At 64.2% G+C, this 20790-nt stretch carries 20 protein-coding genes; 11 read left to right on the top strand and 9 right to left on the bottom strand.

What is annotated here, in order from left to right; all coding sequences use genetic code 11:
- Nucleotides 1–80: 80 nt before the first annotated feature.
- From nadA to nadC, 3 genes are read left to right on the top strand one after another with little or no spacing between them, the layout of a single operon-like run.
- The gene (nadA, locus tag CKV91_RS05520) at nucleotides 81–1052 is read left to right on the top strand and encodes a quinolinate synthase NadA (protein ID WP_021105426.1); all 972 of its coding nucleotides are present in this window, start codon (nucleotides 81–83) and stop codon (nucleotides 1050–1052) included.
- Nucleotides 1042–2763 (top strand): L-aspartate oxidase, encoded by a 1722-nt coding sequence (locus CKV91_RS05515; RefSeq protein ID WP_021105425.1) that lies wholly within the window; start codon nucleotides 1042–1044, stop codon nucleotides 2761–2763. The genes nadA and CKV91_RS05515 overlap by 11 nt, the downstream gene beginning before the upstream one ends.
- Nucleotides 2763–3698, top strand: coding sequence for a carboxylating nicotinate-nucleotide diphosphorylase (gene nadC / locus CKV91_RS05510; protein WP_065860760.1), 936 nt, complete (start codon nucleotides 2763–2765; stop codon nucleotides 3696–3698). Before CKV91_RS05515 ends, nadC begins: the two co-directional genes overlap by 1 nt.
- A 65-nt stretch (nucleotides 3699–3763) precedes the next feature.
- Here nadC and CKV91_RS05505 read toward each other — a convergent pair whose 3' ends face one another.
- Nucleotides 3764–5155, bottom strand: coding sequence for a glycine--tRNA ligase (locus CKV91_RS05505; RefSeq protein ID WP_021105423.1), 1392 nt, complete (start codon nucleotides 5153–5155; stop codon nucleotides 3764–3766).
- Between the two features lie 286 nt (nucleotides 5156–5441).
- Here CKV91_RS05505 and CKV91_RS05500 point away from each other — a divergent pair, with 286 nt between their 5' ends.
- The gene (locus CKV91_RS05500) at nucleotides 5442–6194 is read left to right on the top strand and encodes an ABC transporter ATP-binding protein (protein ID WP_036957276.1); all 753 of its coding nucleotides are present in this window, start codon (nucleotides 5442–5444) and stop codon (nucleotides 6192–6194) included.
- Nucleotides 6191–8062 (top strand): ABC transporter permease, encoded by a 1872-nt coding sequence (locus CKV91_RS05495; protein WP_021103107.1) that lies wholly within the window; start codon nucleotides 6191–6193, stop codon nucleotides 8060–8062. The genes CKV91_RS05500 and CKV91_RS05495 overlap by 4 nt, the downstream gene beginning before the upstream one ends.
- A 30-nt stretch (nucleotides 8063–8092) precedes the next feature.
- Here CKV91_RS05495 and CKV91_RS05490 read toward each other — a convergent pair whose 3' ends face one another.
- On the bottom strand, nucleotides 8093–8398 hold the full coding sequence (locus CKV91_RS05490) for an antibiotic biosynthesis monooxygenase family protein (RefSeq protein ID WP_021103106.1): 306 nt from the start codon (nucleotides 8396–8398) through the stop codon (nucleotides 8093–8095).
- Between the two features lie 138 nt (nucleotides 8399–8536).
- Between CKV91_RS05490 and CKV91_RS05485 the strand changes: the two genes are divergently transcribed.
- The 3 genes from CKV91_RS05485 (at nucleotide 8537) to CKV91_RS05480 (ending at nucleotide 10791) form a co-directional block, all read left to right on the top strand.
- Nucleotides 8537–8965: a Fur family transcriptional regulator gene (locus tag CKV91_RS05485; RefSeq protein WP_231933696.1), complete on the top strand. Its 429-nt coding sequence runs from the start codon at nucleotides 8537–8539 to the stop codon at nucleotides 8963–8965.
- A 321-nt stretch (nucleotides 8966–9286) separates the two neighbouring features.
- Nucleotides 9287–9859 carry a hypothetical protein gene (locus tag CKV91_RS09380; protein WP_155944878.1) on the top strand — a complete coding sequence of 191 codons (573 nt, stop codon included), beginning with the start codon at nucleotides 9287–9289 and terminating at the stop codon, nucleotides 9857–9859.
- A gap of 122 nt (nucleotides 9860–9981) precedes the next feature.
- Nucleotides 9982–10791, top strand: coding sequence for a hypothetical protein (locus CKV91_RS05480; RefSeq protein WP_021105421.1), 810 nt, complete (start codon nucleotides 9982–9984; stop codon nucleotides 10789–10791).
- 12 nt (nucleotides 10792–10803) lie between these two features.
- On the opposite strand, the gene CKV91_RS05475 is transcribed toward CKV91_RS05480, so the two are convergent.
- The 5 genes from CKV91_RS05475 to rpsB form a co-directional block, all read right to left on the bottom strand.
- Nucleotides 10804–11610, bottom strand: a complete 807-nt coding sequence (locus CKV91_RS05475; protein ID WP_411430987.1) for a phosphatidate cytidylyltransferase — start codon at nucleotides 11608–11610, stop codon at nucleotides 10804–10806.
- A gap of 89 nt (nucleotides 11611–11699) precedes the next feature.
- Entirely contained in the window at nucleotides 11700–12257 is a 558-nt protein-coding gene (gene frr, locus CKV91_RS05470; RefSeq protein ID WP_021103101.1) for a ribosome recycling factor, read from the bottom strand.
- Between the two features lie 40 nt (nucleotides 12258–12297).
- Complete coding sequence (gene pyrH, locus CKV91_RS05465) at nucleotides 12298–13008, bottom strand: UMP kinase (RefSeq protein ID WP_021103100.1); 711 nt, start codon at nucleotides 13006–13008, stop codon at nucleotides 12298–12300.
- A gap of 169 nt (nucleotides 13009–13177) precedes the next feature.
- Nucleotides 13178–13990 carry a translation elongation factor Ts gene (gene tsf / locus CKV91_RS05460; protein WP_021103099.1) on the bottom strand — a complete coding sequence of 271 codons (813 nt, stop codon included), beginning with the start codon at nucleotides 13988–13990 and terminating at the stop codon, nucleotides 13178–13180.
- Between the two features lie 30 nt (nucleotides 13991–14020).
- Nucleotides 14021–14947, bottom strand: coding sequence for a 30S ribosomal protein S2 (gene rpsB, locus CKV91_RS05455; RefSeq protein ID WP_021103098.1), 927 nt, complete (start codon nucleotides 14945–14947; stop codon nucleotides 14021–14023).
- 585 nt (nucleotides 14948–15532) lie between these two features.
- Between rpsB and CKV91_RS05445 the strand changes: the two genes are divergently transcribed.
- Nucleotides 15533–16507 (top strand): M23 family metallopeptidase, encoded by a 975-nt coding sequence (locus CKV91_RS05445; RefSeq protein WP_155942598.1) that lies wholly within the window; start codon nucleotides 15533–15535, stop codon nucleotides 16505–16507.
- A gap of 100 nt (nucleotides 16508–16607) precedes the next feature.
- Here the strand turns inward: CKV91_RS05445 and CKV91_RS05440 are convergent, their stop codons facing one another.
- The gene (locus CKV91_RS05440) at nucleotides 16608–17543 is read right to left on the bottom strand and encodes a tyrosine recombinase XerC (RefSeq protein WP_021103095.1); all 936 of its coding nucleotides are present in this window, start codon (nucleotides 17541–17543) and stop codon (nucleotides 16608–16610) included.
- A 67-nt stretch (nucleotides 17544–17610) separates the two neighbouring features.
- On the opposite strand from CKV91_RS05440, the gene CKV91_RS05435 reads away from it, so the two are divergent.
- Both CKV91_RS05435 and def read left to right on the top strand, forming a co-directional pair.
- On the top strand, nucleotides 17611–18660 hold the full coding sequence (locus tag CKV91_RS05435) for a lactonase family protein (protein ID WP_021103094.1): 1050 nt from the start codon (nucleotides 17611–17613) through the stop codon (nucleotides 18658–18660).
- Nucleotides 18661–19177: 517 nt separating this feature from the next.
- The gene (gene def / locus CKV91_RS05430; RefSeq protein ID WP_021103093.1) at nucleotides 19178–19780 is read left to right on the top strand and encodes a peptide deformylase; all 603 of its coding nucleotides are present in this window, start codon (nucleotides 19178–19180) and stop codon (nucleotides 19778–19780) included.
- A 156-nt stretch (nucleotides 19781–19936) separates the two neighbouring features.
- On the opposite strand, the gene CKV91_RS05425 is transcribed toward def, so the two are convergent.
- A complete protein-coding gene (locus CKV91_RS05425; protein WP_065860730.1) occupies nucleotides 19937–20752 on the bottom strand; it encodes a TrmH family RNA methyltransferase in 816 nt (271 codons plus the stop codon).
- Nucleotides 20753–20790 lie beyond the last annotated feature (38 nt).

Genomic DNA, 20790 nt, shown 5'->3' with positions numbered 1-20790 from the left:
GCCTATCCGACGACAGTTTTCGTCTCCTCGTCGAAAAAGTTATAGACTACCGGTCAATAACCGTCGGAAGGAGAGGTTCCGTGACCACGACGACGTCGATGTCCTGGGCGCAACAGGTGCGCAGGGAGGCAGACCGGCAGGATGCCGTCATCCTTGCCCACAACTATCAGGATCCCCAGATCCAGGACGTCGCCGATCACGTCGGCGATTCCCTGGCGCTGTCCCGGATCGCCGCCACGTCGGACGCCTCGACGATTGTCTTCGCCGGGGTGCACTTCATGGCCGAGACCGCCAAGTTGCTCTCCCCCGACAAGCGGGTGCTCATTCCGGACGCCTCCGCCGGTTGCTCCCTGGCCGACTGCATCACCGCCGACCAGCTGCGAGCGTGGAAGGCCGAGCACCCCGGTGCGGTCGTGGTGAGCTACGTCAACACCACGGCTGCCGTCAAGGCGGAGACCGATGTGTGCTGCACGAGTTCCAATGCGGTCGACGTCGTCAACTCCATCTCCCCCGATCAGGAGATCCTCTTCTGCCCCGACCAGTTCCTCGGGGCCCATGTGCGTCGGGTGACCGGACGCCGCAACATCCACGTGTGGATGGGCGAGTGCCACGTCCACGCCGACATCTCACCGTCGGACCTCGTCGACCAAGTACGCGCCGACCACGATGCCGAGCTGTTCGTCCACCCGGAGTGTGGATGCACGACATCGGCCCTGTGGTTGGCTGGGCAGGGCGAGCTCCCCGAGGAGCGCACCCATGTCCTGTCCACCGGTGGCATGCTCGATGCCGCCCGTGCCACCAGCGCCGATCGAGTGCTGGTGGCCACCGAGGTCGGGATGCTGCACCAGCTGCGCGCCGCGAACCCCGACACCACCTTCGACCCGGTGAACCCGCACGCGATCTGCCCATTCATGAAGCAGACCACCCCCGACAAGCTGCTCACCTGCCTGCGCGAGGGAACCGACGAGGTGACGGTGGACCCGGCAATTGCCAGCCGGGCGCGCCGGGCCGTGGAGCGCATGATCGAGATTGGATCGGGCCGTGACCACTGACCTCATGGGTGAAACCCAACTCATCTGCCCTCCGGTGCAGGACCATCTGACCACGCAGGTCGTGATCGTCGGATCGGGAGCCGCCGGGATGCGCACCGCCCTGGATCTTGCCGCCGCCGGTGTGCCAACCCTGCTGGTGACACGCGGCGAACTCACCGATTCGGCCACCGACTGGGCCCAGGGTGGTCTGGCGGCGGTGTGGCGTGCGGACGACTCGGTGGACCTGCATGTCGCAGACACCCTGACCGCTGGTGCCGGCCTGTGTGACGAGCAGGCGGTACGCACCTTGGTGACGCGAGCACCCGGTGCCCTGCGCCGGCTCATGGCCGATGGTGCATCCTTCGACACCGACGACGCAGGCGACATCGATCTGCACCTGGAAGGCGGCCACCATGCACGGCGAATCCTGCACGCCGGGGGCGACCAGTCCGGTCACGAGGTGGAGGTGACGCTGGCCCGTCGGGCAGGAGCGCTCAACGTGTGTGACCATGCGCGCCTCATCGACATCTGCACGGACTGCCGCGGTGCGACATGTGGTGTGCTCGTGGCCCGGGGCGGGACGACCGTCGAGATCTCCTGCGACCATGTCGTGCTGGCCACCGGGGGCATCGGGCAGTTGTGGTCGACCACGACCAATCCCACGGTGTCCACCGGCGACGGACTGGCAGCAGGTCTGCGCGCCGGAGCAGTGGCCCGTGACGTCGAGTTCATGCAGTTCCACCCGACGATCCTCGTCGTGCCACCAGCCCACCGCATTCCCGATGATCGCGGGGTGCTCATCTCCGAGGCGGTACGTGGTGAGGGGGCATTTCTCGTCGACGCCCACGGTGGGCGCGTCATGACCGGGGTGCATCCGCTTGCCGATCTGGCCCCGCGCGACGTCGTCTCCGCGGCCGAGTGGGCGCACATGATGCGTATTGGCGCCGATCATCTCTTCCTGGATGCCACGGCGTTCGGGGTGCACACGTGGGAGACGATGTTCCCGTCGATCCTGCAGATGTGCCGGAAGCGCGGCATCGACCCGGTGGCGGAACCCATTCCGGTGCGGCCAGGAGCGCACTACCACTGCGGGGGTCTGGTGGCCGACATGGCTGGCCGCACCAGTGTACCGGGGTTGTGGGCGGTCGGTGAGGTCGCGTGCACGGGGGTGCAGGGGGCCAATAGGCTTGCCTCGAACTCCTTGACCGAGGGACTCGTCATGGGCGAGCTCGCGGCACGCGCCATTGCAGAACAGGTGCTGGGAGCAGATCCCCAAAAGGATCTGGCACCCCATGTGGACCCTGACACTTCGGCTGTGCGGCGAAACCACATGAGTCATGGGATCAGGGATCAAGCGATCCCAGAGCATCCGGTCCCGGAGCGCCTCACCGCCCGTCGTGACGTTTCCCGACGCACGGTGGCCCCGGTGGCAGCCAGTCAGCTCAGCGAGTTGCATGCGCTCATGGACCGTCACATGTCGGTGCTGCGGCAGGAGGCAGGAATGCACGACGTCCTCGACTTCCTCGACCGTCTGGAACCAGGATCGTCACTGACCGACGACACCCTCACGACGACGAATCTGTGCACGGTGGCCTGGGCAGCGACGACGTCGGCCCTGGCACGTACCGAGTCCCGTGGCTGCCATCGTCGTTCCGACCATCCAGATCGTGACGCACGGTGGCAACGCCATCTCGACGTGTGTGCCTCCAGTGGCATGGTGAGGGCAGCATGATGGGCAGCGCGAGCAGTACGCACGACGACATCGTTGCAACCCTGAAGGACGCCGGTCTGGACCCAGCTCAGGTGCGTACCCTCATCGAGGCGACCTTTGCCGAAGACCTGCGCTGGGGGCCGGACGTCACCACCGAAGCGATCTTCGGCGACGAACGTGCCACCGCCCAGGTGGTGAGCAGAGCGCACGGCACGCTGGCCGGAGTGCCGGTCGGGGCGTACGCACTGCAGTTCATGGCGCCGTACTCACCCGCCCACCGCCTCACAAGTCAGGGGAGTCACGAAACACAGGTACACGTCCAGATGCGGATGGCCGATGGTGAGCGGGTGCAGCCGGGTGCCGTCGTCCTCACGGTTGAGGGGCCGGTGCGCACCCTGCTCACGGCTGAGCGCACCATGCTGAACCTCGTCTCACAGCTCTCCGGGGTGGCAACGGCCACCGCCGCCTGGGTGGATGCTCTGGCTGGCAGCCCCACCAAGGTGCGTGACACCCGCAAGACCGTTCCAGGGCTGCGGGTGCTGCAGAAGTACGCGGTGCGTTGTGGCGGGGGCGTCAATCATCGGATGGGACTGGGTGACGCCGCGCTCGTCAAGGACAACCACATCGCCGCGGCGGGATCGGTGGCAGCGGCACTGGCTGCCGTGCATCGCCATGCCCCCGAGGTGGACTGTGAGGTGGAATGTGACCGGCTCGATCAGGTGAGCGAGGCCATCGAGGCAGGTGCGCAACTGGTGCTGCTGGACAACATGAGTCCCGATCTCATGGCGCAGGCCGTGGCCCTGGCCCGTCCGGCCGGAGTGCGCACCGAGGCGTCCGGTGGGTTGCGGCTGGACGACGCCCCGGCCGTGGCTGCCACCGGAGTCGACTTCGTCGCAGTGGGGGCGTTGACACACTCAGCGCCGGTGCTGGACCTGGGCCTCGACCTGCTCGGCTGAGGCAGCCGCCCTGCCTGACCCCAGGTGGAGCCAGGCAGGGCGGGCATGTCTGAAAAGGCGTTGCCTCAGAAGCGCGGAAGCCGCTCGGCGAGGTAGTCCTCCACCTTGTCCAGCGCGATGCGCTCCTGACCCATGGTGTCGCGGTCCCGCACCGTCACGGCATTGTCGTCAAGGGTGTCGAAGTCCACGGTGACGCAGAACGGGGTGCCGATCTCGTCCTGGCGACGGTAACGCTTGCCGATGGCCTGGGCATCGTCGAAGTCGACGTTCCACCGCTGGCGCAGCTGCGCGGCAAGGTCACGAGCCTTGGGCGAGAGGTCGGAGTTGCGGCTCAGCGGCAGGACGGCGGCCTTCACCGGGGCAAGACGCGGATCGAGCTTGAGGACGGTGCGCTTGTCGACACCACCCTTGGCGTTGGGGGCCTCGTCCTCGGTGTAGGCGTCGACCATGAACGCCATGAGGGAACGCGTGAGACCGGCTGCCGGCTCGATGACGTAAGGCAGGTAGCGCTTGTTCTGCGCCTGGTCGAAGTACGACAGGTCACGTCCAGAATGCTTGGTGTGGGTGCCCAGATCGAAATCGGTGCGGTTGGCGATACCCTCCAGCTCGCCCCAGTCCGAACCGGCGAAACCGAATTTGTACTCAATGTCGACGGTGCGCTTGGAATAGTGGGAGAGCTTTTCCTTGGGATGCTCGTAGTGGCGAAGATTGTCGGGATTGATTCCCAGGTCGGTGTACCAGTTGGTGCGCTCGTCAATCCAGTACTGGTGCCACTTCTCGTCGGTTCCTGGTTCGACGAAGAACTCCATCTCCATCTGCTCGAACTCGCGGGTACGGAAGATGAAGTTGCCGGGCGTGATCTCGTTGCGGAACGACTTTCCGGTCTGGGCGATGCCGAACGGCGGCTTCTTGCGTGCCGAGGTGACGACGTTCTGGAAGTTGATGAAGATGCCCTGCGCGGTCTCGGGGCGCAGGTAGTGCAGTCCGGACTCGTCCTCGATGACGCCCAGGTAGGTCTTGAGCATCATGTTGAAGTCGCGCGGCTCGGTCCACTGGCCCTTGTTGCCACAGTTGGGGCAGTTGATCTCTGCGAGGTCGACGGAATCGGGGTTGTCAAGGCCGTGCTTCTCGGCGTAGGCCTCCTGCAGGTGGTCAGCGCGCATACGTTTGTGACAGGAGAGGCACTCGGTGAGCGGGTCGTTGAAGACGCCGACGTGACCCGAGGCGACCCACACGTCCTTGGGAAGGATCACCGAGGAGTCCAGACCGACGACATCGTCGCGAGTGGTGACCATGTGGCGCCACCACTGCTTCTTGATGTTCTCCTTGAGCTCGACACCGAAGGGGCCGTAGTCCCAGGCTGCTCGGGTGCCGCCGTAGATCTCTCCGCACGGGAAGACGAATCCGCGTCGTTTGCACAGGTTGATGACGTTGTCCAGGGTACTCGTGGGGGCCATGGCCGTCCTTTCTTCCAAGTCCTCATTGGCATAGCCGTCCGGATGACGGCTAGGTGAATTCGGCTGAGCCGCTGAGCGCGATTGTAGCGGGTCAGACGCAGGGCAGGGTGACGGAGTCTGTCGCGATCTGTTCCAAGCCATGGTTTGTCTTGGTCTTGGGGCCCGCCCAGGCGCACTGCCGGCCACAAACGTGGGGATGGCGAATGGCTGCAATGAGAAATATGTACCATGTAGCTACAACAACCTATTTCCCCGGCTGAATACGACAGAGAGCTCCTGCATTCCCATGAGAGAACAATTCACAGCTTCCGTTACGTCGACGTCTCAAGTCCTCAGCCTCGTCGGAGTGCATCATCGGTTCAGCTCAGGGACCGAGGTCCTCAAGGGTATCGATCTCGATTTCGCACCGGCCACGACGACCGCGATCATGGGACCATCGGGGTCGGGCAAGACAACCCTGCTCAACTGCCTGTCCGGCATGATCCGTCCCAGCTCCGGTCAGGTCCTCTACCGCGGTCAGGATCTTGCGAAGATGAGCCAGTCCAAACTCGACTCGCTCCGGCGCAAGGCGTGGGGCTTCATCTTCCAGCAGTACAACCTCATTGATGCCCTCACGGCCATCGAGAATGTCAAGCTGCCGGCCCTCTTCGACGGGACCCGCATGGCTGACGACGTCGCCACCGAGTCGCTGACCCGCGTCGGGCTGGCTGAGTTGACTCACCGCTACCCCGACAAGATGTCAGGTGGTCAGCAGCAGCGGGTCGCGATCGCCCGAGCCATCGCGACGCACCGGGATATCCTCTTCGCCGACGAACCGACTGGGGCCCTCGACTCCGAGTCGCGCCGCGAAGTCATGGACAATCTCGTCGCGCTGCCCGAGGTGGGAACCACCCTCGTCATGGTGACCCACGACCCAGTCGTAGCCTCACAAGCCCAGCGAGTCATCTTCCTATACGACGGCCACATCGTTGACGACACGACGGGGTTAAGCCCCCGAGAGATCTCGGACCGCCTGGTGCAGATGGAGGCGCACGCATGATCGCCACGACGCAACTGGCTACTCGTCTCGTGCGGCGTCACCGGGATCTGTATGCAGGCGTCATCGTCACCGTCGTGCTGACGATGCTCATCGGTGGCGCCGAAGTGACACTGGCCTCCGACTTCTCCGACCCCTCCCGGGTGAACGTTCCCGGCGTCAGTGCCGACGAACTCGCCGTGCAGCTGGACAACGTCAGCTGGATCCTGTGGTTCATCGCCATCCTCGCGGTGACGATCTGCGGTTTCATGCTCATATCCATCGTCACCCAAGTCGTCTCCTACCGTCAGCGCGAGTTGGCGATGATGCGCCTGGCCGGCGCGACTCGCCGGCGCCTGGGGTGGCTCATGTTCCTCGAGTGTTTCTTCGTCTCACTCGTGGCCGGCGTGCCCTCGGTGATCGTCGGGGCGCTCCTCGCCCCGGCGTTCCTGCGCGGACTGCAGGCCATCAAGTTCTTCGGGCCCAACGTGTCGGTGAGGACCGGGGTCAGCGTCCGGCCACTGCTCATCCTTCTGGTGGTCATGGCTCTGCTGGCAGGGCTGGCCGGTCGCAGAGCCCTGCGACGGATTCCCGATCGCGAGCTCGTCGATTCCCACGACAACACCGTCTCCTCGATGTCGAAGTGGTCCGTCACCCTGCGCTTGGTCATCGGTGTGGGCGGGATCCTCGCCATCATCTTCCTGGATCCACAGACCCTCGGCGCCTGGGGCATGCTGGCCCTGCCCTTCCTCGCCATCATCCCGGCCATTGCACTCGCCCCCCTGCTCGTGCCGGCGGGAGCGTGGCTCGTGGGTCACCTCGTCGGCCTCGTGGCACCGGGATCGGGGCTCCTGGCCGCCAAGCGCTCCTCCAAGGACCGTCTGCGTTACGCACGTCTGGCGACTCCGGTGATCGTGGGGGTGGGCATGATCGGTGGCTTCATGGTCGCGAACGTCCCCGACGAACAGGTGCAGGCTGCCAACTTTCGCAAGGCCGCCCAGTCACAGACCGTCTCCGAGGCGATCGGTCTGGACCAGACTGATCGTGCCGCCCAGGCATGGTCGAGGCATGGTGGGAAGGTCGCACGATTCGCGATCCTCCCCCGGCTCGACGACAGCTATTCCTTCGCCGACGTGAAGACCATGGAAAAGCTGACGGGACTGAAGATCATCTCCGGTGACGCGAGCAAGGTCCACGGCACCGACGTCGCGGCCCTCGCGAAGGGTTACAACGTCGGCGACACCATGGACGTGACGGACGTGCAGGGACACAAGTTGACGGCTCACGTCGTAGCGACGTACACGCACCCGTTCCTCGAAACCCCGATCATGAACTGGGACCAGGTGGGCCGCTTCACCAAGGAACCCGACAAGCTCCACACGACGACGTATCTCAACGGCTTGGACGCCTCGGCGGCCGAGCAGGTTGCGAACTCCGCCGGCGCGAGTGTGACAGCCATGTCCAAGGAGCAGTGGGTCAGCAAAGCCATCGCCGAACGCAAGGCGAACGCCTACCAAGGCAATGTGGGCATCTTCGGTACGGTCTACGTCATGTGCCTCGTCTCCGTGATCCAGATGGCCGTGAGCGGAGCCATGGCACGACACCGTGAGTTCCACGTCCTCCACTCGTTGGGGATCGGGATGCGTCGCCTACTCAACGTCGTAGGTGCCGAGACCCTCATCGTCCAGCTGGCAGCCGGCGTACTCATCGCGGTGAGCATCACGGCACTGGGGATCGAGTTCGCCACGACCAACGGGACCTCAGCCGGCTCGGCGCTGGCAGAGGTGGCTCCGCTCAGCCTCGAGACGTTCGGATCGATCGTCTTGCTGACCCTCATCGCCCAACTGGGTGGCGCCTGGGTCGTCGGAAGCCGCGCCCGCAACCCCGAGTGACCTCGATGGCGCCACCGGCGGGTCGTGTCATCACAGCGCTGGCAGCGTGAACGACTCGTCGGCGGCGTCGGAGTAGGCCGTGGGCTCGTCAAGGAGCCAGGCCATGACGGGCAGGAACGCAGCCCGGCCAGCCGCTCCGGTGAAGGCGCTGCGCCACGACTTGGGAAGGTCCCACGTGGTGACCACGGTGTGCAGCTCATCGTCGTCGACCGCCGTGCCGACATGCAGCGACTCCAGGCCGGAGCAGCCCCGCAGATGACGCTCCAGATGCCTCAGGGCAGCGGCGAAACCGGAGCGAGCGGCAGTGGGGACACGGAAACGCAGCACGACGAGCATGACGAAAGCCTACCGAACACAAAAACTCACCACCTGAGCTCAAAAATGACATACGAGGTATGTTTGGCGGAGCAAGGCGGCAGCGACCGAGTATCCTTGACAAGGTCATGTCGATCAAACCTCATGGAAGGACGAATCGTGGCCACACCTCGCACTGGACGTCGCACCACCAAACAGCGGCTGGCCATCAGTGCCGTGTTCCAGGATGAGTCGTCATTCATGACTGCCCAGCAGGTGTTCGACGCACTGCGCGACGGGGACGTCTCCGTCGGCCTGGCCACCGTCTACCGCAATCTGCAGGCCATGGCCGATGGCGGCGAGCTCGACGCCATCCGCACCCCCGAGGGTGAGATGACGTACCGTCGCTGCTCCCCCACCCACCATCATCACCTAGTGTGCAGCCAGTGCGGGACAGCCGTGGAAATCGAGGCTGACTCCACCATCGAGCAGTGGGCTCGTAACATCGCCACCGATCATGGATTCACCCTTACCGGCCACGACATCGAGCTGTACGGGACGTGCGGAAAATGCACGGCCAAGGCCCAGCCGGCGGCTCATCAGGAGTAGGCCACGACTGGACCCCATGGGTCCTCATCGGACTCATACCCAGGACACGAATCGATCATTTCGATGGCGACCTTCTGACGCCGTACCTCCTGAGACCAGCAACATCTTTCCCATGTCTCGTTGTGCCGTTGTGGCAACTGGGTGTCCCCCGCTCCATCCAAGAATCTGGCTGCCTGACCACCTGGTGACACGTGGATGAATTCCTGTCCACTCACAGATGAAATGTGACGATCAACCCTGTCACCGCGATGAGTGGCCCGCATATGACAGAAGTGTCCACACAGACCTCATTCACATCCCCATTTTCTCAGGTGAGGACCCATGACACTTCGACATGCCACTGCTGTCACCGCAGCACTTGCCACAGTGCTGGTTGCCTGCACTGCCTGCGGCCACAACACAGACACCCCTGCTCCTCCCCCGACTCCCAGCCATCGGCCAAGCCTAGACCTCAGTCATGCCGAAGGGGCACCCGTGCCCTATGACGAGGCCGTCGCCACTTTCAAAGCTGTTACAGAAAACTCCTACCAGCTTCACAAATCCGGTAAATATGATCCTCAGTCACCTGCACCCACATCATTGACTGCCTATGCCAAGGGACAGGCCTTAGATGCTCATCTGAAATCCTTAAAGAAAGTTTCACAGGACCACGTGACATGGCATTCAGGAACCTACAAAATCCTATCAATAAGGCAAGTTCCCACACCCAAAGACCATCCCAAAGGGATCACTCTTGAGACCTGTGAGGATTGGAGAGGAATCAAAAACACACTGAGTGACGGCACTTTGGACCAAGGAATTCTGGTCATCCACCACAGCACCTACCAATATTCTGACGACAGATCTGTCAAGCAAGTCTTTTGGGATGGGAAGATGGTCGAATCATGTCATTAATGATAATTTCAGCAACCATATTCTATTCTCTACCTTCTACGCCTCTCTCTCGAGAAGATTCCCCGGTAGATTTTTCCTATCATGCCTCCACCAACACCCCTGACGCCGACGCGAAAATCACTGTGGATGTCACCCGAACCCGCCCAGGTGGTTCGGGTACCAGAAACCGTGGTTCCGGTGCCAAGAGTCCCCACGCCCACACCACGATCAATGGCCACTCGACAGCCAAGGAATCTGCCGAGGTCGCACGTCGGGAACGCGAACGCATTGCCAAATGCAAGGAGATTGCCCGGATGCTCACCGACACCATTGATGGTGCCCCCAACCACAGCCAGGCCGACGCTCGCGACAAGGCCGTGCACAGTTGCATCGTTGGCGACCCCGCCACGGCAAAGCCATCGAAACCGGGTAAGCCTGCTGCCGTCGCGCCGGCTCCAGATCCTGAGCTGCTGGCTCGTCGAGCCGTGTTGGGGCTCAACCTGCCCCAGCCCACGCCCATCGTCGAGCCCAGCCCGAACCTCAACAAGTGGCACACCCTGGCCATCGGACAGCCCTTGTGGCTACGCACCCGTGACAATGCCACCGCGATGACTCGCACCATGACCGTCGAGGGATATCCGGTCCGCCTCACTGCCACCCGACGTCCCATCTCCTTCGCCATGGGTGACGGCCACACGGTGACCTGCACCAGGACCACACCTTGGAATCCGCACGTCGATCCCGACGCCGATTCACCGACCTGCGGCTACCGCTATGCCACGCTCCCCAAGGGCGGCCACAGCTACACCGTCACCGCCACGACACCCTGGACCATCACTTGGAGCGTGCTGGGCAAGAGCGGCACGACCACCCTCACCAAGTCCGACGCGACCACCATCCCCATTCATGAGATCCTCAGCGTTCTCGTCCCCAACCGTGGTCGAGCACGCTGAAACCAGCCGGCGTCACAGGCACAGTGTCATGACGAGCCAGCCCACCGGGGCGGAGAACAGCAGAGAGTCGAGCCGGTCCATCACTCCCCCGTGACCGGGGATGAAATTCGACATGTCCTTGAGGCCCACGTCGCGTTTGACCATGGACTCGACGAGATCGCCAGCGGTGCCGAACACCGCCAGCAGCACGCCAAGGACGAGCCCGATCCACCAGTGGCCGTGCAGCAACCACACCGTGAGTCCGATCCCCACCAGGGCTGCTGTGGCCACTGATCCGACGAACCCCTCCCAACTCTTCTTCGGGCTGATCCTCGGGGCCATGGGGTGACGTCCGAGCAGCACCCCGACGGCATACCCGCCGGTGTCGGAGCCGACGATGCACAGCATCCACGTGATGATGCGTCGAGGCCCTTGATCGTCGCCCATCATGAGCGGGATGAAGCTGCCCAGCAGCGGGACGTAGGCGATCGTCAACAGACTGGCGGCGACGTCACCGACGAATCCCCGTGCCCCGCGCGGCAGTCGCCACAGCATGGCCAGCCCCGTCGTCAGACCAAGTGCAGCAATGAGAAAGGTGTTGGGCGGGATCGGCACCGTCCGGATCGACGCGGCATAGGCACCGATCACCATGACGACCACCCCGATGCAGATCGGCACGACGGCCGACGTCATGTCGATACGGTTCATGGCCCGGTGTAGCTCGACCGTCGCGGCACACAGGACAGCCGCGAGCAGGAAGACGAATCCCCAGTGCCACCATCCCACCGTGACGATGACGGCTCCGGCCAGGATGACACCGGAGACGATCGCCGCTGGCAGATCACGACCGGCGCGACCCGCTGACGGCTTCTGCTGCTCCGAGCCATTCCGGCCGGTTGAGGACTTCTTCTCGCTCACTGGCAACCCCGTCAGATTTCGAGCAGTTCCTGCTCCTTGACCTTAAGCAGGGAGTCGATCTGCTCGACGTGACGCTTGGTCACCTGATCGAGTTCCTTCTCCAGCCGAGCCAGGTCGTCCTCGGAGATCTCCTTCTCCTTCTCCTGCTTCTTGAAGAGATCGTTGGTGGAGCGACGGATGGCGCGGATGGCGATTCGGCCCTCCTCAGCCTTGGCCTTGGCCATCTTGGTGTACTCCTTGCGGCGCTCCTCCGTCAGCTGTGGCAGCACGCAGCGCACCACATTGCCGTCACTGGACGGATTGACCCCTAGGTCGGAATCGCGCACGGCCTTCTCGACCTCGTTGATGCAGCCCTTGTCGAACGGGGCGATGAGGATGGTGCGAGCCTCGGGCACCTGGAAGGTGGCCAGCTGCTGCAGCGGGGTGGGAGTGCCGTAGTACTCGACCATCAGCGTGTCGAACATCTTGGGATTGGCACGGCCGGTTCGAATCGTCGCGAACTCCTCGCGAGTGTGGTCCACGCTGGCCTCCATCTTGCGGCCAGCTTCCTTGATTGCGTCGTCAGTCATGGTGAGGTCCTTCCGTAGGTCGTGAGTGAGGGTGCGGGTCTCAGTGGACCGTCGTCCCAATGGGTTCTCCATTGACGACCCGGCCGATGTTGCCCGGGGTCTCAAGATTGAAGAAGATCATGCGCAAGTCGTTGTCCCGCGCCATGGCGACGGCGGTGGCGTCGGCAACCTTGAGGTCACGAGCCAGGAACTCGTCATAGGTGAGGTCGTCGAACTTCGTGGCGGACGAGTCCTTGGCAGGGTCACGGTCGTAGACGCCGTCCACCCCCTGCTTGCCCATGAGGAGTGCATCGGCGCCAATCTCCAAGGCACGCTGGGCGGCCACCGTGTCGGTGGAGAAGTACGGCATACCGGAGCCAGCACCGAAGATGACGACTCGCCCCTTCTCCATGTGACGCTCGGCGCGACGCGGGATGTAGGGTTCGGCCACCTGAGCCATGTGGATGGCGGTCTGCACACGAGTTGGAGTGCCGGTCTTCTCCAGGAAGTCCTGCAGGGCAAGGCAGTTCATGACGGTGCCGAGCATGCCCATGTAGTCGGCACGATCTCGATCCATGCCGCTCTGCTGCAGTTCGGCACCACGGAAGAAGTTGCCCCCGCCAACGACGATGGACACCTGAGTGCCCCCGGCGACGACCTCGGCGATCTCCTTGGCCTTGGTGTCGACGACATGCGGATCAACACCGACCCCTCCACCGCCGAAAACCTCGCCGGAAAGTTTCAGCAGAACACGATGATAAGGGGTTGACATCTCTCTCCTTGGTCGCTGGTGCGTCACCCAAAGCCTATCGCGACACGTAGGAGCGAGCGACTTGGCGGCACGACGTGCAGAGGACATCGCGGATCAGATGCCCGCATCGACGGACAACAGGGCCCCGCCACCGAGGTGGCAGGGCCCTGCAGAAACCGTGGGATGTGACTCACTCGCCAGCGGACAGGCGCACGAAACGCTTCACGGTGACACCAGCAGCCTTGAGCAGGTCGCCGACGGACTTCTTGTCGTCGGAGACGGCCGGCTGCTCGAGCAGGCAGTTCTCCTTGTAGAAGCCGCCCAGACGACCCTCGACGATGCGGTCGATGATCTTCTCAGGCTTGCCCTCCTCGCGAGCCATGTCGGCGGCGACGGTGCGCTCGTGATCGACGACGTCAGCGGGCACCTCGTCACGGTTGACCCAACGCGGGTTCATCGCGGCAATCTGCAGGCAGACGCCGTGAACGGCCTCGGTGTCCTCACCGGTGTACTCCACCATGACACCCACCTGAGGCGGCAGGTCCTGGGAGCGGCGGTGCAGGTAGATGTGGGTGTTGCCCTCGAAGTAGGCGGCGTCGGCCAGCTCGATCTTCTCGCCGATGGTGCCGGCCAGGTCCTCAAGGGTCTGGGCAACGGTCTTGCCGTCATCGAGCTGCACCTGGGCGGCAGCATCCTTGGAATCGGCCTTGGCGACGTCAACAGCCTTGGCGATCTTGTCGGCGGTGGCGACGAAGTCGGCGTTCTTGGCGACGAAGTCGGTCTCCGAACCAATCTGGACCAGGGCATTGCCGGCGCCGACGACCAGCCCGTTGGCAGCCTCACGGTCGGAGCGCTTGGCGGCCTTGGCCTGGCCAGCGACACGCAGCAGGTCAACGGCCTTGTCGAAATCACCGTCAGCCTCGGTGAGAGCCTTCTTGGCGTCCATCATGCCCGCGCCGGTGGCGTCGCGCAGCTTCTTCACATCAGCAGCCTTGATGGCCATGGATGTCATCCTCTCGGTGGTGCTTGTACCTCAGTTGGACTTCTCGGCGGACTCGGACTTCTCAGCAGCCTCGGCCTTCGGAGCCGCGGTCTCGGCAGACTCAGGCTTCTCAGTGGCCTCGGCGGACTCCTCCTTGGGGGCCTTGGTTTCCTTCGCAGCCTTGGGGGCTTCGGCCTGGGCGGCAGGCTTGTCCTTGCCCTCCAGGAGTTCACGCTCCCAGTCAGGCATGGGCTCGGCCTGGGCGGACTCCTCACCGGACTTGCCCTGGGAACGAGCCATGAGGCCCTCGGCAGCGGCGTCGGCGATGATGCGGGTCAGCAGCGAGACGGAGCGGATGGCGTCGTCGTTACCGGGGATGGGGTGATCGACCTCGTCGGGGTCGCAGTTGGTGTCGAGGATGGCGACCACCGGGATGCGCAGCTTGCGGGCCTCGTCGATGGCGAGGTGCTCCTTCTTGGTGTCGACGATCCAGACGGCCTGGGGAAGCTTGCCCATGTCACGGATACCGCCGAGGTCCTTGGCCAGCTTGTCCTTCTCGCGAGAGAGCATGAGCAGCTCTTTCTTGGTCAGGCCGGTGCCGCCGGACTTGTCGAAGTCCATGGCCTCGAGTTCCTTGAGGCGGGCGATGCGCTTGGAGATGGTCTGGAAGTTGGTGAGCATGCCACCGAGCCAACGCTGGTTGACGTAGGGCATGCCGACCCGGCTCGCCTGCTCGGCGATGGACTCCTGGGCCTGCTTCTTCGTGCCGACGAAGAGGATCTGACCACCCTTGGCCACGGTCTCCTTGACGAAGGCGTAGGCCTTGTCGATGTAGGTCAGCGACTGGTGCAGGTCGATGATGTAGATGCCATTGCGCTCGGTGAAGATGAAACGCTTCATCTTCGGGTTCCAGCGACGGGTCTGGTGTCCGAAGTGGACTCCGCTCTCGAGCAGTTGACGAGTGGTGACGACGGCCATGACCGTGTCCTTCCATGATCAGGGTGCACCCGAAAGGTGGCACCGAACGGTTGACCGATGACGCCCGATGCGTCATCGCCTGACGCGCCTGCCTGACACCGCTCGTCCGTGGACGAGACCAAGGCGACAGGCCCCTTCACGGGACAGACGCATGCGAAGTCAGTCCAAGATGACCCCAGACTGCACCAGCAGTCTACGTCATGAGCCCCACCAGACTCCATTCGAGGACCGACCTGCCGTCCCCGACAGGCCCGACTCCTGAGATCTGCAGCCGGTCACGCTGTCCACAGGCAGGTGTCACACGGTGACGACGTTGTCCACAGGCGTCGGAAAAACTGCCGGATGACGGCCCGGCTCTCAATGATTCTCATCGTGAGAACCCTGACACTGCCCAGATCATGGCGTCGCCGTTGCCGTGACATGCCACCGTCGCGCGCCAAGTCCCCCTGCCCCGCCCACACCTGTGTCGTGCCGACCGACCCAGCCCCGACGTCCCGGACAGGGTCATGCCGCGACAGGCCCAGATCGATGCCGGAGCGCCCGACGTCGTCCTCGACATCATCCCGTTTGTCGCATCCTCGTGCCTTGGTCACTGGGTGGTTGGTGACGATCGTGTGCGCCGTACTGCTCATGAAACCGATGGCGACAACGGCACTGGCCGTGGGAGCGCGCACGACACCCGCGCATGCACAGCCCCCAGTTCCCGGAGCGGTGGTCAGAGGATTCGACCCACCCGACCAGCCGTGGTTGTCCGGACATCGTGGTGTGGACCTACAGGCCCCGGTGGGTGCACCAGTACGCTCTGCGGTGGCCGGTGTCGTCGTGGTCGCCGGTCAGGTGGCGACCAACCGTGTCGTCGTCATCCTCATGCCCGACGGGCGACGCCTCACGCACATGCCGGTGGAGCCGTCGGTACAGGTGGGAGACGTCGTACACGCCGGTCAGGTGATCGGACATGTGCTGCCGAACACCCACTGCCAGACGTCGTGCCTGCACTGGGGGCTGAAGAAGGATGGGGTCTACGAGAACCCATTGTCCCTGATCGGGCAGGTACCGGTTCGACTCCTGCCAACGGGAAGCAGACCCGATCCGGATCCGGCTCCGACCGAGGTGTTCGATCCTGCGGGTCTTCCCTCGGTCTCGGGGGCGGGAGGTTCCTCGGCACTGCTGAGACCGGTTACCGGGCCGGTGTCCTCACCGTTCGGGTATCGGGTGCACCCGGTCACCCATGTGCGCAAGCTGCATGACGGCGTGGATCTGGCTTCCGGATGTGGCACGCCGGTACACGCGGCGTACACCGGACGGGTGGTGTGGGTGGGCAGCACCCGGGCCTGGGGAAACCGCGTCATCGTCGATCACGGCACGGTGGGATCGACCCATCTGCGCACCACGTACAACCATCTGGAGAGCATCGGGGTGAGTCAGGGATCGGTCGTGCTGCGTGGCCAGGTGCTGGGACGCGTCGGCTCCACCGGATTCTCGACCGGGTGCCACCTGCACCTGGGGCTGGAACGAGACGGCCACCTCGTCGATCCGCTGCCCTACCTGGCAACACGCTGAGTGAGGCACGGATGGGAGCAGGTCATGAGGTCACACCGGGCCACGTCGTCATCAGGACGCGAGCGAGCCGGGCCTCCGGCCGTGCGTCCCCGTCGCACGGTCAGGCACGCGGATGGGCCAGGTGGAAGGCGGCCTGCAGGCGTTCATTGGACACGTGGGTGTAGATCTGCGTGGTTGCCAGCGATTCATGGCCAAGCATTTCCTGGACCGATCGAAGATCTGCTCCGCCCTCGAGCAGATGGGTTGCCATGGCGTGTCGCAGACCATGCGGGCCAAGGTCGGGGGCGTCCTCATCGAGTCGGAGGTGGGTGTGGACGACGCGGCGCACCACCCGGGGATCGATCCGCCCACCACGCACCCCCAGTATGACGGCCTGGCCGGAAGCCACGGTGACCCACTCCCCTCGTCGTGCCAGCCACCGGTCCAAGGCCTGCCATGCCGGATCACCCAGTGGGACCGTGCGCTGCTTGTTGCCCTTGCCAAGCACCCGTACCGTCGCACGGCCACGATCCAGATCGGCCAGATCCAACCCACACAACTCGGAGACTCGGATGCCGCTGCCGTAGAGCACCTCGAGTATGGCGGCATCGCGACAACCTCGGGGGGAGTCGTCGTCCTGAGCAGCTGCGACGGCCTGGTCCATGATGCGAGCAGCCTGTTCGGCACCGAGCACCTGCGGCAGCCGCTTGGGAACCTTGGCGGAGCGCACTCCGGCAGAAGGATCGGCCTCGATGAAACCATGTGTCCTGGCCCAGCGGAAGAAGCTGCGCGCAGCTGCCCAGTGACGTTGAATCGTCGCTGGGGATTTTCCGTCGTCATGCAGACTGGCCAGCCAGGTTCGCACATCGGTGACGGTGATGTCCGGCAGGGCGTCCACCCCGCAATCATGAACACATGTCATCAACGAGGTGAGGTCGCGTCGGTAGGCACGAATGGTGTTGTCGGATCGCCGGGCAAGCTCCATGTCTGCACAGAAGTCGTCCACCGGCACGCGCAGGGCGGACGGCAGGTCACCGACATCATGCTGGTTGGTCATCGCCTCCACTGTGGCACGTCCACCAGAATCGATCGAGCAGCCACGGCGAATCCCCTAAGCTCTACCCATGTCGACCACTCCGGTACTCGCCAGTTCTGCCAACACCCGCGCCCCAGAAGGATCTGGAGCAACGACACCAGGTGGCCTGACCACCTGGCTCGTCACGAACGAGGGGGACGAGCCTGCCGCCACACCAACCGTGCAGCAGACCGGCTGGGTCGAGTTGGGCGATGCCAGCTGGGTGAGTCCGATGGGCAACCATCTGGCGGTGCTCGGAGAACACGACCACCACCTCTGGGTGATGAGCCCAAGCCTGAGGATCGTTAGTGAGTGCGATCTTGGCGGTGGACAGCCGTGTCACTGTGCCATCGATCCCACCGGGCGGCTCCTGGCCGTGGCCCACTACGAGTCCGGTGAGGTCAGCATGGTGCAGGTCGACCAGTGGGGAGCCGATCCGCAGATCATCGCCCGTACCCATGTCGAGGGAAATGGACCGGTTGCAGGACGGCAGGACTCGGCACATCCGCACCACATCCTGTGGCTGGACCGCACGCATTTTGCCGTCACCGATCTGGGAGCTGATGCGGTGCGGTTCCTCAGGCTGTCGGGTCTGGGGCTGGAACAGATCGGTGAACTTGCTGCTCCCGCTGGCCTGGGGCCATGTCACGCCCTGCTCACCCGGGATCGTTCCAAACAGATCCTCACGGTCTCCGGTGAATTGTCGGCCTCGGTGCAGAGCTGGTCCCGACGAGCCAGTGAGGACGCCTGGTCACGGGGTTGGCGTCTGGTGGACCAGACGCCGAGTTCGTCAGATGCGACTGCCATGCCCTCGGCAATCGTTCCGGGCCCCGAAAGCCAACTGTTGGTGGCCAATCGAGGTGTCGGAACGTGTGGCGTGCTGTCGGGACCACTGGGCCACCACAAGCTCATCGATGAGTTCCCGCTGGGCGGCGTCCAGCCACGTGACGTCACCAGCGACGGAGACCAACTGTGGGTTGCCGAACAGGCTGACGGAGCTGTGCTGTGCCTGCACAGATCCAGCGAGGGGTGGAGGCAACGACTGCGGCTCGATCTTCCGGGAGCGAGCAGGGTCCTCATCGGTCCAACGCTAGGGTGAGGTGGAAACGGCCACTCACTGTGAAACCGGCCGAACACCGCGGATTCGACCGATCAACTCGGTACTTCACAAGGAGAAAACCATCGGTGGGAATCTCACCTGGTGCCCGAGCAGCGAGCCCACCCTTGCGGGGCCTGTCATTGGCAGAAGATCCATTCACTCGTGCGGTGGAACGAGCCAGCTCCTGCGTGGGCCACACTCGGAGGCCGATGCCTCCAACCGAATTGTCTCCAGCGAACCCACCCCTGAGTGAGCCATGCCATTTGCAGAAGAGCCCTTCCCGCGTGAGCTGGAACGAGCCAGCTCCCGCGTGGGCCACGCACGGTGGGAGACCCCACGATCATGGGGCCGTCATGCATGGGGCCGTCATGCTTCGACGTGGAACCACGAACGACGCAGCGGGGCGAAGGTGGCACAATGAGTCGATGAGTTCGCATGGCCCCAGGGGACGGCACCGCACCCGTCAGCACCGGGGCTCACGTCATGACCAACTGGCCGACGACCTGCAGGAGTTTTCATGAAGAAGCACACCCCGACTGACGATCCCCGTTGGGAAGATCTGTTCACCGGTGGTTCCCTGCGCCGGGTGACGAGGTGGGGCGAGCCCGTCCTACATGCCCGGACCGAACCGGTCACCGACTTCGACACCGACCTGCACGACCTCATCCGTGACATGTTCACCACGATGGATGCTGCCGACGGTGTGGGGCTCGCAGCCACCCAGGTTGGCCTGGGAATTGCGCTGTTCGTGTACGTCTGCCCCGACGACGACAATGTCATGCACCACGGAGCCGTCTGCAACCCCGTCGTCACGCTGCCCGAGGGCAGGGATCGTCGCCTCGTCTCCTCCGAGGAGGGGTGCCTGTCGTGGCCCGGCGGTTTCAGCCCGTTGGCACGTCCCGACCATGCCACCTGCGAGGGGCAGGATCCGTGGGGCAATCCGCTCACGGTCACCGGCACCGGATTCTTCGCGCGGTGTCTGCAGCACGAGACCGATCACTGCAATGGCATCGTCTTCGGGGATCGCCTCTCCAAGCGTTCGCGTCGCAAGCTTGACGAGCAGCACGAGGGACGAGCCCACCTCTACCCCGACGACTGGCCGATCCATCCCAAGGGTTGATGCCACGGCGCGCTACCCACACTCTTCCTGGCGCCCCACCCTCGTTGGCTCCGGCGCCGCGAAGTGGCAAAGAATTCACCCCCGGACTGAGGGGTCACTCTGTGGCGGGCATGTCGGCAACGGCGCAGCCGTGGTTCGTCCCCAGACTGAAAAGGGTCACTCCCCCGGACCCATCGCGTAGCAGGCCACGGCAGCGGCGGCTGCGACGTTGAGGGAGTCGACCTGACGTACCATCGGGATGGTGACGACGACATCGGCCTGGTCGATCCATCGCGAGGACAGCCCCGACCCCTCGGTGCCCATGAGCAGCGCGATCCGGTGTGGTTCGCGGGCCTGCTCCCGGACGAATTGTGGCAGGGGGACGGCATCGTCCGACAGGGCCATGGCAACCACCGTGAATCCGCGCTCCTTGAGCTCGTCAAGCCCACCCCTCCAGTCCTCCATACGGGCCCACGGCAGCGAGAAGACCGTCCCCATCGACGTCTTGACGGCACGCCGGTACAGCGGGTCGGCAGCCCGAGGAGCCAGCAGCACACCGTCCCAACCCAATCCAGCCGCGCACCGAATGATGGCCCCGACGTTGGTGTGATCGACGATGTCCTCGCACACGACGAGCCGGTCGACGTCCATCAAGTCTGCCATCTGCCAGCGGGTCTCCCGCCGCATCGATGCCAGAGCCCCACGATGGACGTGGAATCCGGTGATCTGCTCGGCCAGGGCCTCGCTCACCACGTAGACCGGCACGTCGACGGCGTCCAGGATGTCGCGCAACCCGTCAATCCAGCGCGGTGCGAGCAGGAACGATCGTGGCTGGTACCCGGCCTCCCCCGCCCGTCGGATGATCTTGGCCCCCTCGGCGATGAACAGTCCATGCTCGACCTCCAGGCTGCGCCGCAGGTTGACGTCGCGCAATTGGACGTAGTCGGCCAGTCGCTCGTCGGATGAATCGTTGATCTCAATGAAGCAAGCCACGCAGACAACCTACCCACACCTGGGGCACCACACATGGC

Origin of the sequence: Cutibacterium granulosum, assembly GCF_900186975.1 — a bacterium.
In the GTDB taxonomy this organism is placed as follows: Bacteria; Actinomycetota; Actinomycetes; order Propionibacteriales; family Propionibacteriaceae; genus Cutibacterium; species Cutibacterium granulosum.
This window is presented reverse-complemented; position numbering and strand designations above follow the sequence as displayed.